Genomic DNA, 15,658 nt, shown 5'->3' with positions numbered 1-15,658 from the left:
CCGAAGACGCAAGAAAGGACCTCACGTCAAATGGACGACGAAGCGGTGATCGCGCGGCGCCGTGAGGCCACGACGAGCGGAACGCTGCCGGGAAGATCTCGCGGCCGGCTTGCCGACGAGGTGTACGACGCGCTGCTCGGGCAGATGATGTCGCTGCGAATAGAGCCTGGCTCCCGCGTCACGATCGACGTCCTGGCACGAGAGCTGGGGGTCTCACAGACGCCGATCCGAGACGCTCTGAACCGCATGGAGTCCGAGGGCCTGGTCGTGCGCGTGCCCCACGCCGGCTATCGCATTCCTCCTCAGATCACCCGTCACCGATTCGAGGACATGCTCGAGCTCCGCCTGCTCCTCGAGCCCGCGGCGGCGCGCAGATCCGCCGAGCGCGCGTCCCCGGCGCAGGTGGCCGGCATGCGGCGCATGCTGGAGGACATGGCGGAGCTGGAGGGGGGCAAGGGGCCCGCGGCCTACGGCGCCTTCGGGCTGCGCGACGCCGCTTTCCACGATCTCGTCGCCTCGAGCGCGGAGAACCAGGTCATCCGCGAAGCGCTCGCCCGCCTGCACACGCATGTGCACCTGTTCCGGCTGCACCGCGACGCCCAGGTCACCCACCTGGCCATGGCCGAGCACGAAGAAGTCGTGGCCGCGATCGCCGCGCGCGACCCCGACGCCGCCGCCTACGCCATGCGCCGGCACATCCTGCTGTCCGGCGAGCGGTTCCGGCGGCTGTTCGACGAGGCGGAGGCCGCGGAAGGAATGACGGAAAAGGCTTGACGGGCGGACCGGGCCGAGAAATGCTAACGCAATCCGATCGGATCGGATCGGATCGGATTCACCTCACCCGCCCCGGATGCGAGGAGAAGCAGGTGCCCAGAGCGCTGCTCCTGACCGGCGACGCCGCCGAGGAACTCGACACCATGTATCCCTACTACCGCGTGCAGGAGGGCGGCTGGGACGTCGATGTCTCGTCACGGACGATGCGTGACGTTCAGCTGGTCATCCACGAGTTCGACCCCGACTCCGACGCCTACGTGGAGAAGAACGGCCGGAAGCTGCCGGTCGACGTGCCCTGGGCCGAAGTAGACGTAGAGCGCTATGACGCCCTCATCATCCCCGGGGGACGCGCCCCCGAGTGGATCCGGGTCGACGCCGACGTCAGGCGCATCACCGAACACTTCTTCGCGCGCAACCTCCCGATCGCGCTCGTGTGCCACGGCGCGCAGGTGCCGGCCGTGTACGGGCTGCTGAAGGGCCGGAAGACGGCGTGCTTCCCGCCCATCACCGGTGACATGGAGAACGCGGGCGCGACGGTCATCGACGCTCCCGACGTCGTGGACGGCAACCTCGTCTCCTGCCGGGGGTGGCCCGACATGCCGCAGTTCGGCAGGGCGATGATGGAGGTCTTCTCGAAGTCCCTCAACTCCTCGTCGTCATGAGCACGCCTGGCCCGTCCCGGTGACGGCACTCCGGACCGTCACCGTCGGCGGCTCCCCCGTCCACGTCCTGGAGAGCGGCACCGGGCCCGCGGTGCTGATGCTGCACGGCTCCGGACCCGGCACGACCGGATCCGGAGCCTGGGCGTCGACGGCACAGGCACTGGGCGCCTCCTGGCACCTGGTGGCTCCTGACCAGGCGGGGTTCGGCCGTACGCCGATCCCGGCGGGCTCCAGGGGCGGGCTCCGGCTGTGGACGGAGCAGGCCGCGGGTCTGATGGACGCTCTCGGTGCCGAGCACTACGCCGTGGTGGGCCACTCCATGGGCGGTGCCGTGGCGCTGGCGCTGGCGGCCGCGCGTCCCCGGCAAGTCACCCGTGTCGTGGCGGTCTCGACGATGGGCGCCCCCGGGGCGCCGCTGTCCGCCGACCTCGACGCGATCTGGGCCGCCCCCGCCGGCCCGCTCGGGGCACGAGACATGCTGAGCCGCCTCGTCTTCGACCAGGCGCTCGTGACCGAGCGGGCCGTCGCCGACCGTGCGGCCGCGATGCGAGCGGGCGCGGCCGCATACGCGTCGCTGTTCCCTCCACCCAGGGCACGCTGGGCCGACGACCTCGCCCTCCCGGCGCAGACGCTGGCAGGGATCCGCGCGCCCGTGCTGCTCGTCCACGGCGCCGAGGACCGAGTCACCCCGCTCGGGACGTCAGCCCTGCCCCTGCTCGGACACCTGGCCGATGTCCGGCTGCACGTGTTCGGCCGGTGCGGGCACGTGCCGGCGCTCGAACACCCGCACGACTTCAGGCGGCTCCTGTCGTGCTTCCTCGGCCGGGAACAAGGTCCCTGATCGCCGCGACAGGTCCGGACAGTCCTCAGGGGCGGCTTCCCGGGGCGGCCGTTTTCAGCGGATCTGCAGGCCCGTCACCGCGCGGCCGATGATGAGGCGCTGGATCTCCGAGGTTCCCTCGAAGATGGTGTAGATCTTGGCGTCGCGGTGGAAGCGTTCCACCGGGTGCTCGCGGGTGTAGCCGGCGCCGCCGAGGATCTGGATGGCCTGTTCCGTCACCCAGACCGCCGTCTCCCCCGCGACCAGTTTGGACATGGAGCCTTCGGCCTGGTCGAAGGGCTTGCCCTGGCGGGCCATCCAGGCGGCGCGCCAGGTCAGGAGGCGGGCCATGTCGATGCGGGTGGCCATGTCCGCGAGCAGGAAGGCGATCGCCTGGTTCTCGCCGATCTTGCGGCCGAACTGTTCGCGCTCGCGGGCGTAGTCGCGGGCGTACTCGTAGGCGGCGCGGGCGATGCCGACGGCCATGGCGGCGACGGTGGGGCGGGTGGTCTCGAAGGTGCGCAGCGCCGCCTGCTCGCCGGCGCGCTCGCCGCCGCGGACGCGGGCGAGGCGGGCGTCGAGCTTCTCCTTGCCGCCGAGCAGGCACGAGCCGGGTACGCGGACGTTGTCGAGGACGACCTCGGCCGTGTGGGAGGCGCGGATGCCGTGCTTCTTGAACTTCTGGCCCATGGACAGGCCGGGGGTGCCGGGCGGGATGATGAACGAGGCCTGGCCGCGGGTGCCGAGGTCGGGGTCGACGGAGGCGACGACGATGTGGACGTCGGCGATGCCGCCGTTGGTGGCCCAGGTCTTGACGCCGTTGATGACCCAGTCGCCGTTGTCGTAGACGGCCCTGGTACGGATCGCGCCGACGTCGGAGCCGGCGTCCGGTTCGGAGGCGCAGAAGGCGCCCAGTTTGACGTCGTTCTCGGTGCCGAACATCTCGGGCAGCCAGGTGCCCGCCTGCTCGGGCGTGCCGGTGCCGGAGAGGGCGGCGGCGGCCAGGCAGCTTCCGACGATCGACAGGCCGATGCCGGCGTCGCCCCAGAACAGTTCCTCGAAGACGACCGGCAGGCCCAGGCCGCTCGGCTCGAACCACTGGGTGGCGAAGAAGTCGAGCGAGTAGAGGCCGATCTTGGCGGCTTCCTGGATGACGGGCCAGGGGGTTTCCTCGCGCTCGTCCCATTCGGCGCCGGCGGGGCGGACGACGTCGCGGGCGAAGGCGTGGACCCAGTCGCGGACCTCGATCACGTCCTCGCCGAGGTCGAGACTGAAGCCGCTCATCTGGTCACTCCCTGAAATATCCGGATAAAGCCTGGTTCGCCAATGCTACCGATCGGTAGCACCCCTCCGGAAGCACCCCACGAGCAGCAGCCCGAAAGACCTGAAAGGTTTTCGATGCCTGACGGTGGACAAGGCTCGCTTACGGCCGCTCCCGGTCACTGCGCCAGGTCCGTCCAACTCACTCTCTCGAAAACCTTTATAGGCTGATGGGCTGCCTATTCACACACTGACCGAAGAATGGGCCCCGACGGTTTCTGCGGTGCCGCCAACACTCGGGGACGATGATCGCAGGCGAGTGCCGCCCTGCCTCAGCGCAGCGTCAGCATCGGGGGACGTTCGGCGACGGAGACGTCGGTGCTGACCACGAGGTGACCGCTGCCCTGGCGGCGGAACTGGTCGAGGCAGGGCGACAGCTCGTGGCAGCGGCCGAGCTTGCCCTGGCGCAGCAGCCGCGAGTAGGCGGCCAGCATGATCTGGGCGGACATGCAGCCCAGGGCCTCGGTCGACTGCGGCGCGTGCTCGCGGGAGCCCAGGTCCACCTGGGCGAACGCGTCCAGCCCCGCCAGGTCGAGCAGGTCGACGAGGAGCCCCAGCTCGACCCCGTACCGGGTGAGGAACGGCACCCGCTCCAGCGCGGAGCGGCGGCCGGCGTACTCGCCGGCCAGCGGTTGCACGAAGCCCGACAGCTGGGGCCAGTGCAGGTTGATGAGGGGGCGGGCGACCAGTTCCGTGACGCGCCCGCCGCCGTTGGGGACGCCGTCGAGCGGCCGGTCGTAGCAGCCCTTGGCGTAGGCGACGCTGCCGTCGGTGAGCAGCGGGCCGAGCAGGCCGGTCACCAGGGTGGAGCGGAAGCCGCGGATGTCGGCGTCGACGAAGGCCACGATGTCGCCGGAGGTGACGGCGAGGGACTTCCACAGCGCCTCGCCCTTGCCGTCGAGCGGGGGCAGGTCGGGCAGGATGGCGTCCTGGGCGTGCACGTCGGCCCCGGCGCGGGCGGCCACGGCGGCGGTGTCGTCGGTGGAGCGGGAGTCGATGACCACGATCTCGTCCACCAGGCCGCGGAGCTCGCGGCGGATGACGCCGACGATGTGACCCACGGTGTCGCGTTCGTCACGGGCGGGCAGGACCACGCTGACGGACGTCTGGCCCTTGGCCTCGGCCAGCTTCCCGACCGGCCAGTCGGCGGCAGTGGTGGTGCGGCGCCGCAGCCAGGTCTGAACTTCAGGCAGCATGTGACCACCCCCGTTCATCCCCTGGTCTCTGCCCTGGCGGGTCAGCCCGTGACGGCGTGGCGCTCCAAGAATGTGTAAACATCCGCCTCGTCGACGCCGGGGAAGGAGCCGGGCGGCAGGGCGGCCAGCACGTGCGAGTTGGCGCGGGCCGACGGCCAGGCGTAGCCCTCCCAGCGCTCGGCGAGCGCGGCGGGCGGGCGGCGGCAGCAGTCGCCGTTCGGGCAGGTCGACTTGGTGCGGTGGGTGGTCTCCCGGCCGCGGAACCAGCGCGACTCCTTGTACGGGACGCCCAGCGTGATGGCGAAGTCCCGCTCGCGCGACGGGTCGACGTGGGCCACGCAGAAGTACGTCCCGGTCGGGGTGTCGGAGTACTGGTAGAAGACGGAGAACCGGTCGGGTGAGGCGAAGACCTGCCGGCCCGACCACTGCTGGCACATCCGCTGGCCCTCGATGGCGCCCTGCTCGTCGGCGGGGAAGACGATGCCGTCGTTCTCGTACGCCTTGTAGATGATGCCGCCGGCGTCGTTGCGGACGAAGTGGCAGACCAGCCCGAGGTGGTGGGTGGCGAGGTTGGTGAAGCGGTGGGCGGCCATCTCGTAGGAGACGGCGAACACGTCGCGCAGGTCCTCCACCGACAGCGCCCGGTCGGCCTTGGCCTCCCGCAGGTAGAGGGCTGCGGCCTTCTCCGGTACGAGCACGGCGGCGGCGAAGTAGTTGGCCTCGGTGCGCTGGCGCAGGAAGTCGGCGAAGTCGCGGGGCTTGTTGTGGCCGAGCGCGAGGTGGCCGAGGGTCTGGAGCAGGATGGTGCGCGGGGTGTGCATGCCGAGCTGCTCGTGCTTGACGTAGATGCGGCGGTTGCGCATGTCGGTGATCGAGCGGACGGACCTCGGCAGGTCCTGGGCGGTGTGCACGGTGTAGCCGAAGTGCGTCACCAGGCTCTGGATCGTGCTCTGCGACAGGGCGCCGGTGCGGTAGCCGACGGCGGCGAGCGCCTCCGCGGCGGCCTGCTCGATCTCGGGGAAGTAGTTGCCCAGCTCGCGCTGGCGGCGGCGCAGCTCGGCGTTGGCGGCCCTGGCCTCCTCGGGGGTGGCGGTGCCGCGCGCCTCGCGGGCGCGCAGCTCGCCGTAGAGGCCGAGGATGTGCTCCAGCACGTCGTTGGGGACGCGGGCGGAGACCTTGAGGCGGGGCAGGCCGAGGTCGGCGTAGATGGGGTCGCGCTGCGCCTCTTCGAGGGCGATCTCCAACTGGGCGCGGCGGCTGGGCGGCTGGCGGCGCAGCAGTTCCTCGACGGGCACGTTGAGCGCGGCGGCGAGCGACTTGAGCAGGGACAGCTTGGGCTCGCGCTTGCCGTTCTCCAGCAGGGAGAGCTGGCTGGGCGCTCTGTTGACGCGTTCGCCGAGGTCGGCGAGGGTCAGGCCGCGCTGTTTGCGGAGATGGCGCAGGCGCTGGCCGAACGCGATGAGATCGAGCTCATGCGTCAAAGTCAGCGGTTCTTCACCTAGCAAGGACGCCATGCGGGCATCTTAGTCGGAAATTCCGCCCATCTTCTAGACATCGGCCCAGTGCCTGCGGGCACGGGGATGCCGAGCGCACCACCTCTGACCAGTGGTCTAGTCCATAGAGAAAACTCGTGATTTCTTCTCCTACGAATACCGGTCGGTAGTTCCTATCTAGGGAAGATTCACAGTTTTTCTGGCACAGACCGGTTGTTGCCGAGGAGCAGAAGGGCACAGACTCGGCATACGCCCCAGGGGACGACAAAGGAGTGAACGATGAACGATCGCCTCAAGGGAGCCGCCGAGCAGCTGCGGGACGAGTGGCAGAACAACCCGCGCTGGGCAGGCATCGAGCGCACCTACAGCGCCGAGGACGTGATCCGGTTGCGTGGCAGCGTCCAGGAGGAGCACACGCTCGCCCGGCTCGGCGCCGAACGGCTGTGGGACCTCCTCCACACCGAGGACTACGTGCACTCACTCGGCGCGCTGACCGGGAACCAGGCGGTCCAGCAGATCAAGGCGGGACTGAAGGCCATCTACCTGTCCGGCTGGCAGGTGGCCGCCGACGCCAACCTGGGCGGGCACACCTACCCCGACCAGAGCCTCTACCCGGCCAACTCCGTGCCGGCCGTGGTGCGCCGCATCAACAACGCGCTGCTGCGCGCCGACCAGATCACCTGGTCGGAGGGCCGCGAGGACGCGCCGCACTGGCTGGCGCCCATCGTGGCCGACGCCGAGGCCGGGTTCGGCGGCGTGCTCAACGCCTTCGAGCTCATGAAGGGCATGATCGCCGCCGGTGCCGCCGGGGTGCACTGGGAGGACCAGCTCGCCTCGGAGAAGAAGTGCGGCCACCTGGGCGGGAAGGTGCTCATCCCGACCGGGCAGCACATCAAGACGCTCAACGCCGCCCGCCTCGCCGCGGACGTCGCCGGAGTCCCCAGCCTGATCATCGCGCGGACCGACGCCCAGGCCGCGACGCTCCTGACCAGCGACGTGGACCCGCGCGACCAGGCGTTCTGCACCGGCGAGCGCACCCCCGAAGGCTTCTACCGGGTCCGCAACGGCATCGAGGCGTGCATCGCCCGCGGCCTGGCCTACGCCCCGTACTCCGACCTGCTCTGGATGGAGACCGGCACGCCCGACCTGGACGTGGCCCGCGAGTTCGCCGAGGCGATCAAGGCCGAGTACCCCGACCAGCTGCTCGCCTACAACTGCTCGCCCTCCTTCAACTGGAAGAAGCACCTCGACGACTCCACCATCGCCAAGTTCCAGCGCGAGCTGGGGCACATGGGGTACAAGTTCCAGTTCATCACCCTCGCCGGGTTCCACTCGCTCAACTACTCGATGTTCGACCTCGCGCACGGGTACGCGAGTGAGGGCATGACCGCGTACGTGGACCTCCAGGAGGCGGAGTTCGCCGCCGAGAGCCGCGGCTACACCGCCACCCGCCACCAGCGCGAGGTCGGCACCGGCTACTTCGACCTGGTCAGCACGGCCATCTCGCCCGACTCCTCGACCACCGCGCTGCGCGGGTCGACCGAGGAGGAGCAGTTCGCCGTCCACTGACCGCCTGACTCGCCGGCACCTCCAGGGCATGGGAAGGTTCCCCCGGCGAATACCGGCCGCGCCAGCCTGTCCCCGGCCTGGCGCGGCCGGTTCATGTCCCGGCGCAGCGCTTCCTCCCCTGAGAAACGATTTTTCGCGCCACCGCTCCGTGCAACAGACTCCGTCCCTTCCTCCTCTGAGAGGTGAACGGAAACGACGGAAGGCAGGAGCAGGTGGATGGAGACGCCCGATTCGCGGAGTTCGTCACTCACCGGGGCGAGGCGCTGATGCGCTACGGGCACGTGCTCGCCGGCAACCCGCACGACGCCGCCGACCTGGTGCAGGAGGCCCTGCTCAAGCTCCGCGCGGCCTGGCCGCGGCTGCGCTCGAAGGACAACCCGGAGAGCTACGTCCGCACGACCATGGCCAGGCTGCACATCGCCACCTGGCGGCTGCGCCGGCGCGAGCAGCCCGCGTGGGAGCCGCCGGATCGCGAGCACCACGACGTGCTGCCGAGCGGCGACGAGCAGGCGATGTGGCGGGCGCTGGCCGGGCTGCCGCGCAGGCAGCGGGCCGTGCTGGTGCTGCGCTACTACGAGCAGCTCGACGACGCCGAGATAGCCGGGGTGCTGGGCATCTCCCGGGGCACCGTGCGCAGCCAGGCGTCCCGGGCGCTGGACAAGCTCCGCGCCGCCGTCCCGGCCGCCATCGAGGAGGCGACGCGATGACACCCGACGTGGAAGAGCTGCTGCGCAGGACCCTCGGGCACGCCGCCGGGCGCTCCCCCGGCCTGCCCGATGGGACGGCCCAGGCGGTGGAGCACCGCTACCGCAGGCGCAGGCAGCGCTCCCAGGCGCTGCTGGCCGCCGCCGCGGTGGTGCTGGTGGCGGGCGGCGTCACCACCGGCCTGCGCGCCGCGGACCGGGCCGCGCCCGCGACCGGCCCGCACGGCAGCACGCCCGACCCGGCCCGGACCGCGTCCGCCGCTCTCTCCCCGGAGGCGTCCCCCACGACGTTCGCGGCGCGGCCGGAGCCGATCGAGAAGGTGTGGCCGCAGGCGCTGCACGAGGTCCCCGCCAAGACCCCCGAGGGCAAGAGGATCATCCCCATCCTCCTGCTCGACGACCGGACCCTGCTGGTGTCCACCTGGGCCTCGATGGAGAAGACCGACGCCCTGTACACCTACGACCTGGAGACCCTTGCCCTGCGCAAGATCACCGACGTCGTGACGCCGAAGGGGACCGCGCTGTTCGCCTCCGGGTTCGACGCCGAAGGCGGGCAGGTCGCCTGGTGGACGAAGCTCAAGGACGGCACCGCCCAGATCTGGGCGGCTCCCCTGGCGGGCGGCGAGGCGAAGCTGATCGGCAGCCGCGTGATCGACGGCGGCGGCCTGGACAAGATCGAGATCGCCGGCCACCGGGTCGTGTTCTCGGCCAGGTCGGGCGGCGTGTTCACGGTCCCGCTCGCAGGCGGCGAACCGGAGCCGGTCGACGGGGCGGCGGACATGCACCTGCTGTCCTGGCCGTGGATCGGCGCCCCCGGCCCGTACGGCCAGGACAGGGGCGCACGCTACGAACGGATCCGCAACGTGGAGACCGGTGAGACGGACCGCGCCCTGGTGCGGGACGGCGAGCAGGTCCACGCCTGCGGCGTGCGGCTCTGCATCGGCACGTCCGGGAGGACGAGCCACTACTACCGGCTGCGGGACGGCTCCCGGCAGCGCGAGCTGCCCGGCGTGACGCCCATGCTGGTGCCCGCGCTGGACCGCTTCCACGTCGCCCTGCTCCACTACGGCGATGACTCGGTCGAGGCCGCGCTCTTCGACCTGCAGACCGGCACCGCCGCCAGTCTCGGCGTCGGCGCGGAGCGGACGGACGGCGGCTTCAGTTTCACCATGCCCGCCGTGGGCGACGACGAGCGGCTGCTCGCCTACGAGCTCGGCGGCACCCTGCGCGTCGTCGACCTTACGAAGATCACGTGAGGGTGGCGGCCTCCTCGGCCTCCACCTGCTTGTTCCAGTCCTTCTTGACCGCCCGCCAGGCCTCGTCGTCGGCCCCGGCCCGCCAGTAGCCGGAGATCGACAGCCGGTCCATCGGGATGCCGAGGCCGACCCGCAGGTGGCGGCGGAGCTGCTTGACGAACCCGGCCTCGCCGTGCACGAACGCCTGCACCTCGCCGGCCGGGCAGGCGAACGAGCGCACCGCCTCCACCAGGGCCTCCCCCACCGGGCGGTCGCCCCGGTAGAGCCAGGTGATCTCGACGTGGCCGGGAGAGCTGAGCTTGATCTCCTCTTCCGGCCCCGCCACCTCGATGAAGGCGAACCCGCGGGCTCCCTCGGGCAGCGCCTCCAGGGAGGCGGCGATGGCGGGCAGCGCGCTTTCGTCACCGGCGAACAGATGCCAGTCGGCCGCCGGGTCGGGCGCATAGCCGCCGTTGGGTCCGAGCATGAGCACCTCGTCGCCCGGCTTCGCGGCGGCCGCGAACGGACCGGCCAGGCCCTGGTCACCGTGGTAGACGAAGTCCAGCGTCAATTCGCGGGCGTCGGGGTCCCAGGCGCGCACGGTGTAGGTGCGCAGCCGGGGCCAGTGCTCGCGCGGCATGGTCTGGCGGACCTGCTTGATATCGAAAGGCTTCGGGTACTCGACACCCTCATGCGGGAAAACGATCTTCACGTACTGGTCGGTGTGGCCGGTGGCCGCGAAGTCGCGGAGCCCGTCGCCTCCCACGATGACCCGGATCATGTGTGGCGCGATGCGCTCGGTGCGCAGCACGACGCCCAGGTGATGATCCCTCGGCTTGCCGGTCATGCGGACTGCTCCTTGCTTAGGTACTGCTAACCTATACTCTTGTTGCCGCGGAGCGTCAGCGCCTTGTCAATTGCTGCATTACCGGGCCTCTGCCCAGCCTCCGGCGGCCAATTCATCCTGCCCTCTGGAACATTCCAGCGCGAATCGGGACACTTGTCTCGATGGTCACCGACCTCTCCGCCCCCGTCACCGGCCGCCCGGAGCGCCGTCCCGAACTCGACGTCCTGCGCATGGTGGTGGTGCTGGGCCTGGTGTTCTTCCACGCCTCGCTGGTCTTCGACACCCGCGACGACTTCTACGTCAAGAACGCCGAGACCACCGAGGCCGTCACCGTCCTCGTCGCGCTCTGCGTGGTCTGGGCGATGCCCGCGCTCTTCCTGGTGTCGGGGCTGGGCTCGTGGCACTCGCTGCGCCGCCGCGGGCCGGGCGGGTTCGCGGTCCAGCGGCTGCTGCGGCTGGGCGTGCCGCTGGTCTTCGCCACGCTGGTGCTGCTGCCGTTCCCGCAGTGGATCCGGGCGGGCGCCGAGCCCTCCTACGCCGCCTTCTGGCCGCGCTTCTTCGAGGTGCGCGTGGAGCTCGCGGAGTTCCCGTTCGTGCTGCGGGGCGAGCACTACGAGACCGGGCACCTCTGGTTCGTGCTGCTGTTGCTGGTGTTCTCGCTCATGCTGGCGGCGCTGGCCCGCCTGGTGCCCCCGGGCGCCGCCGCCCGGGTCCGCGCCCTGGTGGGCGCCGCGGCCGGGCGGCGCGGGGCGGTGCTGCTGCTGCCCGCCGTGCCGCTCGCCCTCATCAGCGCGCTGCTCGGCCTGGAGGAGGGGTTCGGCGGCTGGCACCGGTGGGCCTACCTGCTGTTCTTCCTGTACGGGTTCGCGCTGGCGGCCGACGACCGGCTGCGTCAGGCGATGCGGGCGGACGCGGCGGTCGCGGCGGTGCTGGGCGTGGCGCTGGTCGGGGCCGGGCTGCCGATGTTCCTGGTGGCCGGGGAGGCGCCGGGGGCGGACCCGTTCCTCGACCTGACGCCGCTGGCGACGGCCGGGCGGGCGCTCTACGGGGCGGCGGGCTGGTGCTGGGTCGTGGCCATCCTCGGGCTGACCGACCGCCGCCGGCCGGGCCGCGAGCGGAGCGCAGGCGGCGGGAAGCGGCGGGTCCGCGCCTACCTGGAGGAGGCCGTGCTGCCGGTCTACGTCCTCCACCAGCCGGTCGTGGTCGGCGTCGCCTATGTGGTCGTCGGCTGGCACGCGCCGATCTGGGCCGGGTACGCGGCGATCGTCGTGATCTCGTTCGCCGTGGTCTTCGCCGTCTACGAGCTGCTGGTGCGGCGGACGCGGGTGACCCGGTTCCTGTTCGGCATGCGCTGATCAGGCGACGGCCTCGTCCTCCGCCGACGTCTCCTCCAGTCCCGCCACCGCCGACAGGAACAGGGACATGTGCCGGAAGGCCAGCCGCGCCTCCGGCAGCACGTCCGCCAGGATCGGGAAGACGTGCGGCATCCGCGGCCACTCCTCGTACGTCACCGGCACCCCGCTCGTCCTGGCCCGTTCGGCGACGCGTCGGGCCTCGTCCCGGAGCAGCTCGGTCGACCCGGTGACGATCATCAGCGGCGGCAGGCCGGTGAAGTCGCCCAGCACCGGCGAGACCAGCGGGTCGCGCGGGTCGAGCCCGTCGGTCCAGCGGCGTGCCAGCCAGCGCACCCGCCCGGCCGGGAGCATGGGGTCCTGCCAGCGGTTCGCGCGGCGCGGGAAGTCGGTCAGGTCGGTCCACGGCGACAGGCAGACGGCCGCCGACGGCAGGCCCAGGCCGCGGTCGCGGAGCGCCAGCAGCGTCGCCAGGGTCAGGTGACCGCCCGCCGAGTCACCCGCGACGATCATGTCTTCCGGCTCGTACCCCCGCTCCAGCAGGCAGTGGTAGGCGTCCAGGGCGTCGCTCAGCGAGTCGGCGAGCTTGTGCACCGGGCCCTGGCGGTAGTCGAGGGCCAGCACCGGGCGGCGCGCCGCCGCCGACAGCCGCCAGGTGATGGGCCGGTGGGTCCGCGGCGAGCAGGAGAAGTAGCCGCCGCCGTGCAGGTAGAGGACGACCTTGCGCTCGTCGAGGTCCTGGCCTCCGCGCACCCATTCGCCGCCGCACGCGGAGAACTCGGCGGGGTTCACCGTGACGTGGTCCGGCGTCCGTATGGGGAGGACCTCGCCCAGGTGGTAGGCGGCCTGCAGCGCCAGGGCGTGGCGCAGGAACAGGTGGGAGGCGGGCTTGAACGTGTGGCGCATGAGGCCGGTGAGAGTGCGGGCCTGCCAGCTCAGCGGGTATTCGGGAGCGACATCCCTGTCGAGTTCCATCTCGGACCCTCCGGCATGTTGATTCCCTGCCAGAACATCGCTCTACCCGCGGGTAAGTACCTCATCGCCATTCCCTGACAAGTCGGCATCGCAACCTCTGCTGGTGGTATGCCCGCTGACCCGGGGGCGTCATATATCCCGTTGCCAAGCGTTGACCGAACCTTGGATAATTCCAGGCTTTCCGACCGCCCAAGCGCGCTCGGCACGCACGCCGTCCGCCACCGGGTGGTGATCCAGGGTGGTTAGGACGTACCTGCTTCTGGTCTGGACCTGGACCCGCGCCGCGGCGGCCTACCGCGCCTCGTTCGCGCTGCTCGTCGTGCTCGGCGCCGCCACCGCCGCGCTCGACCTCGCCGCCATCCTCATCATCTTCGCCAACACCACCTCGCTCGCCGGTTTCAACCGGGAGGAGGTCCTCTTCCTGTACGGGACGGCCGGGATCGCGTTCACCCTCACCGACCTGCTCTTCGGCAACCTCGACCGGATCAGCTCGCACATCAGGCAGGGCACGCTCGACACCTTCCTGATCCGGCCGGTGAACGCCTGGGTCCAGGTGGGCCACCGACCGGTTCGTGCCCGCCCGGTTCGGCCGCGTGCTGCAGGGCGCCGCCGCGCTCGGCTACGCCCTGGCCGTGCTCGGGCCGGACCCCGGGCGGCTCTGGATGGTGCCCGTCATGATCCTCACCGGCACGGTCATCTTCACCTCGCTCTGGACGCTGGCCGCGGCGCTGCAGTTCGTGCTGGTCGACGCGCCGGAGGTGGGCAGCGCCTTCACCTACGGCAGCGGGCAGCTCACCCAGTACCCGCTCACCGTCTACGGCCGCGACCTGGTCCGGGGCGTCACGTACGCGCTGCCGCTGGCCTTCGTCAACTGGCAGCCGGGCCTGTACGTGCTGGGCCGCGACGACCCGTTCGGCACGCCGGAGTTCCTGCGTTTCCTCGGGCCCGCCGCGGCCCTCCTCCTCGCCCTCCTGGCCGGGCTCGCCTGGCGGCAGGGCTCGACCCATCGCGCCGGCGCACGACGCTGGCCCGGCGCATCGGCGTGGTCTTCGGGCAGCGCACCACGCTCTGGTGGGACCTGCCGCTCAAGGACAGCTTCGAGCTGATCCGGCTCCTTTACAAAGTAGATCGCAGAGTCTTCGCCGCGCGGCTGGACGAGCTGGTGGCGACGCTGGACCTCGGCGCGTTCCTGGGCACGCCGGTGCGCCAGCTCAGCCTCGGCCAGCGGATGCGCGGCGACCTGGCCGCCGCGCTGCTGCACGCGCCCGCGATCCTGGTGCTCGACGAGCCCACGATCGGGCTCGACGTGGTGAGCAAGGCGGGCATCCGCGCGTTCCTGGCCCGGCTCAACGCAGAACGCGGCACGACCGTCCTGCTCACCACGCACGACCTGGGCGACATCGAGCGGCTGTGCCGGCGCGTGATGCTCATCGACCACGGCCGGCTGGCCTTCGACGGGACGCTGGACGAGCTGCGCGCGAGCGTGCCGGGCGGCTCATCCATCGAGGAGGTGGTCACTCACCTCTACACGGGCGGTCGTCAGTAGTAGCCGCCCTCCCCGGACTGCTGCTCGTACTCCTCGTCGTCATCGTCGTACGGGCGCGACCAGCGTGAGGGCATCAGCACGGGGATGAACAGCGCCACACCGAGCAGGGCGAAGACGCCGGTCGTGAGCATCGTCTTGGAGCCGGTGACCGCCTCCCGGACGATCTGGTGCACCGAGGGGCCGTCGGGCAGCATGGTCAGCGCCCGGTTCGTGTCCAGTGCGTACACCACCGTCCAGGCCAGCAGCACCATCGACGGGATGAAGGTCGCGACCGGCGACACCCTGCCCGCCACCACGAGACCGACGACGAGACCCACGGCGGCCATGGAGCCCAGCGCGATCCAGAGCGACTGGCTGCCCTGAAGGGCGGACTGGCTGCTCACGACCGCCTGCTGCACGGCCCAGCCACCACCTCCCAGGACGGCCGCGGTCACCACAAGCCCGATGAGCAAACCACCTAAGTGCCGCAACGTTCTCACCTCATGTCGACGTGGCTGGCACGAACCCTAGCGACAAATGCCGCGAATCACTCCGACAATGCTCTGCTTCGCGATTGCCCCTTCGCGGCGCCTCTTCCCGTGGAAGCATGGTGCATACCCATGCGAGCACACCTGCCCCTCCGGCTGATCCGGACGGCGGCCTTCGCCGCCGTCTGCGTGCTCCTTGCAGCCGCGGCCCACTGGCTCGCCGGGGGTTCGCGGCCCGCCCCGCACACCCTGCTCCTCGGCCTCGGCGCCGTCTTCGTGCTCGCCGCCGCGCTGTGCGGGCGGGAGCGCTCCCAAACTCAGGTCGGCTGGCTGCTGACCGCCGCCCAGTTCGGGCTGCACGAACTGTACGGGAGCGACGGCACCGGCTACGTGGCCGCCCACCTCCACGGGCAGCAGGGGCTGGCCGAAGCGCTCGGCATGCTGGTGGCCCACCTGACCGCCACCTTCCTCACCGGCTGGTGGCTGTCACGCGGCGAAGCCGCCCTCTGGGCGCTGCTGCGCCGCCTGGTCCGTCGCCTCCTGCTCCCCCGCCCGCCCCGCACTCCCCCGGCCGCCCGGCCGCTCGTGCCCGTCGTACGGGTGCGCGCCGTGCCGCCGGACCCGGCGCTCCGCCACAGTGTCCTCAGGCGCGGTCCTCCACTTCCCGCCTGAGCGTCCGGCACTTTCCCATCCCCGTT

14 protein-coding genes and 3 pseudogenes are annotated in these 15,658 nt (G+C 71.2%); 11 read left to right on the top strand and 6 right to left on the bottom strand.

Features of this window, described 5'->3' with window-relative positions; translation table 11 throughout:
• The first annotated feature begins 30 nt into the window (after positions 1 to 30).
• The 3 genes from AB0J42_RS21505 to AB0J42_RS21495 all read left to right on the top strand — a co-directional run bounded on the left by AB0J42_RS21505 (position 31) and on the right by AB0J42_RS21495 (position 2,277).
• Positions 31 to 774: a GntR family transcriptional regulator gene (locus tag AB0J42_RS21505; protein WP_364296980.1), complete on the top strand. Its 744-nt coding sequence runs from the start codon at positions 31 to 33 to the stop codon at positions 772 to 774.
• A 92-nt stretch (positions 775 to 866) separates the two neighbouring features.
• The gene (locus tag AB0J42_RS21500; protein WP_364296978.1) at positions 867 to 1,436 is read left to right on the top strand and encodes a DJ-1/PfpI family protein; all 570 of its coding nucleotides are present in this window, start codon (positions 867 to 869) and stop codon (positions 1,434 to 1,436) included.
• A 19-nt stretch (positions 1,437 to 1,455) separates the two neighbouring features.
• Complete coding sequence (locus tag AB0J42_RS21495; protein ID WP_364296976.1) at positions 1,456 to 2,277, top strand: alpha/beta hydrolase; 822 nt, start codon at positions 1,456 to 1,458, stop codon at positions 2,275 to 2,277.
• 54 nt (positions 2,278 to 2,331) lie between these two features.
• Here AB0J42_RS21495 and AB0J42_RS21490 read toward each other — a convergent pair whose 3' ends face one another.
• From AB0J42_RS21490 to AB0J42_RS21480, 3 genes are all read right to left on the bottom strand, one after another.
• Positions 2,332 to 3,540: an acyl-CoA dehydrogenase family protein gene (locus AB0J42_RS21490; RefSeq protein ID WP_364296974.1), complete on the bottom strand. Its 1,209-nt coding sequence runs from the start codon at positions 3,538 to 3,540 to the stop codon at positions 2,332 to 2,334.
• A 308-nt stretch (positions 3,541 to 3,848) separates the two neighbouring features.
• On the bottom strand, positions 3,849 to 4,772 hold the full coding sequence (locus AB0J42_RS21485) for a glucosyl-3-phosphoglycerate synthase (RefSeq protein WP_364296972.1): 924 nt from the start codon (positions 4,770 to 4,772) through the stop codon (positions 3,849 to 3,851).
• Positions 4,773 to 4,813: 41 nt separating this feature from the next.
• Complete coding sequence (locus tag AB0J42_RS21480) at positions 4,814 to 6,253, bottom strand: helix-turn-helix domain-containing protein (RefSeq protein ID WP_364297005.1); 1,440 nt, start codon at positions 6,251 to 6,253, stop codon at positions 4,814 to 4,816.
• Positions 6,254 to 6,544: 291 nt separating this feature from the next.
• Here AB0J42_RS21480 and aceA point away from each other — a divergent pair, with 291 nt between their 5' ends.
• The 3 genes from aceA to AB0J42_RS21465 all read left to right on the top strand — a co-directional run bounded on the left by aceA (position 6,545) and on the right by AB0J42_RS21465 (position 9,794).
• Positions 6,545 to 7,834 (top strand): isocitrate lyase, encoded by a 1,290-nt coding sequence (gene aceA / locus AB0J42_RS21475; protein ID WP_364296970.1) that lies wholly within the window; start codon positions 6,545 to 6,547, stop codon positions 7,832 to 7,834.
• Positions 7,835 to 8,016: 182 nt separating this feature from the next.
• Positions 8,017 to 8,541, top strand: coding sequence for a SigE family RNA polymerase sigma factor (locus AB0J42_RS21470; RefSeq protein WP_364296968.1), 525 nt, complete (start codon positions 8,017 to 8,019; stop codon positions 8,539 to 8,541).
• The gene (locus tag AB0J42_RS21465) at positions 8,538 to 9,794 is read left to right on the top strand and encodes a hypothetical protein (RefSeq protein WP_364296966.1); all 1,257 of its coding nucleotides are present in this window, start codon (positions 8,538 to 8,540) and stop codon (positions 9,792 to 9,794) included. Before AB0J42_RS21470 ends, AB0J42_RS21465 begins: the two co-directional genes overlap by 4 nt.
• On the opposite strand, the gene AB0J42_RS21460 is transcribed toward AB0J42_RS21465, so the two are convergent.
• Positions 9,787 to 10,620 (bottom strand): siderophore-interacting protein, encoded by an 834-nt coding sequence (locus AB0J42_RS21460; RefSeq protein WP_364296964.1) that lies wholly within the window; start codon positions 10,618 to 10,620, stop codon positions 9,787 to 9,789. The two genes, AB0J42_RS21465 and AB0J42_RS21460, sit on opposite strands and share 8 nt — an antisense overlap.
• Before the next feature lie 161 nt (positions 10,621 to 10,781).
• On the opposite strand from AB0J42_RS21460, the gene AB0J42_RS21455 reads away from it, so the two are divergent.
• Positions 10,782 to 11,975, top strand: a complete 1,194-nt coding sequence (locus AB0J42_RS21455; protein WP_364296962.1) for an acyltransferase family protein — start codon at positions 10,782 to 10,784, stop codon at positions 11,973 to 11,975.
• Here AB0J42_RS21455 and AB0J42_RS21450 read toward each other — a convergent pair whose 3' ends face one another.
• Positions 11,976 to 12,947 carry an alpha/beta hydrolase gene (locus AB0J42_RS21450; RefSeq protein ID WP_364296960.1) on the bottom strand — a complete coding sequence of 324 codons (972 nt, stop codon included), beginning with the start codon at positions 12,945 to 12,947 and terminating at the stop codon, positions 11,976 to 11,978.
• Positions 12,948 to 13,185: 238 nt separating this feature from the next.
• On the opposite strand from AB0J42_RS21450, the pseudogene AB0J42_RS21445 reads away from it, so the two are divergent.
• The 3 pseudogenes from AB0J42_RS21445 to AB0J42_RS21435 form a co-directional block, all read left to right on the top strand.
• Positions 13,186 to 13,449 (top strand): annotated as a pseudogene (locus AB0J42_RS21445) (ABC-2 family transporter protein); the annotation flags it as partial.
• Positions 13,450 to 13,519: 70 nt separating this feature from the next.
• A pseudogene (locus AB0J42_RS21440) lies at positions 13,520 to 13,888 on the top strand (ABC-2 family transporter protein); the annotation flags it as partial.
• A 41-nt stretch (positions 13,889 to 13,929) separates the two neighbouring features.
• Positions 13,930 to 14,493: pseudogene (locus AB0J42_RS21435) on the top strand (ATP-binding cassette domain-containing protein); the annotation flags it as partial.
• Here the strand turns inward: AB0J42_RS21435 and AB0J42_RS21430 are convergent.
• Positions 14,487 to 14,945, bottom strand: coding sequence for a hypothetical protein (locus tag AB0J42_RS21430; protein WP_364296958.1), 459 nt, complete (start codon positions 14,943 to 14,945; stop codon positions 14,487 to 14,489). The pseudogene AB0J42_RS21435 and the gene AB0J42_RS21430 overlap by 7 nt on opposite strands.
• Positions 14,946 to 15,092: 147 nt before the next feature.
• Here AB0J42_RS21430 and AB0J42_RS21425 point away from each other — a divergent pair, with 147 nt between their 5' ends.
• Entirely contained in the window at positions 15,093 to 15,632 is a 540-nt protein-coding gene (locus AB0J42_RS21425) for an MFS transporter (protein ID WP_364296956.1), read from the top strand.
• The last annotated feature ends 26 nt before the right edge of the window (positions 15,633 to 15,658 follow it).

It is taken from the genome of Nonomuraea sp. NPDC049649 (genome assembly GCF_040675175.1).
Lineage (GTDB): Bacteria > Actinomycetota > Actinomycetes > Streptosporangiales > Streptosporangiaceae > Nonomuraea.
This window is presented reverse-complemented; position numbering and strand designations above follow the sequence as displayed.

Coding starts and splice junctions, on each gene's coding strand:
- AB0J42_RS21505 (WP_364296980.1), top strand. CDS start 31: ATGGACGACGAAGCGGTGATCGCGCGGCGCCGTGAGGCCACGACGAGC.
- AB0J42_RS21490 (WP_364296974.1), bottom strand. CDS start 3,540: ATGAGCGGCTTCAGTCTCGACCTCGGCGAGGACGTGATCGAGGTCCGC.
- AB0J42_RS21485 (WP_364296972.1), bottom strand. CDS start 4,772: ATGCTGCCTGAAGTTCAGACCTGGCTGCGGCGCCGCACCACCACTGCC.
- aceA (WP_364296970.1), top strand. CDS start 6,545: ATGAACGATCGCCTCAAGGGAGCCGCCGAGCAGCTGCGGGACGAGTGG.
- AB0J42_RS21465 (WP_364296966.1), top strand. CDS start 8,538: ATGACACCCGACGTGGAAGAGCTGCTGCGCAGGACCCTCGGGCACGCC.
- AB0J42_RS21460 (WP_364296964.1), bottom strand. CDS start 10,620: ATGACCGGCAAGCCGAGGGATCATCACCTGGGCGTCGTGCTGCGCACC.
- AB0J42_RS21455 (WP_364296962.1), top strand. CDS start 10,782: ATGGTCACCGACCTCTCCGCCCCCGTCACCGGCCGCCCGGAGCGCCGT.
- AB0J42_RS21450 (WP_364296960.1), bottom strand. CDS start 12,947: ATGGAACTCGACAGGGATGTCGCTCCCGAATACCCGCTGAGCTGGCAG.
- AB0J42_RS21425 (WP_364296956.1), top strand. CDS start 15,093: ATGCGAGCACACCTGCCCCTCCGGCTGATCCGGACGGCGGCCTTCGCC.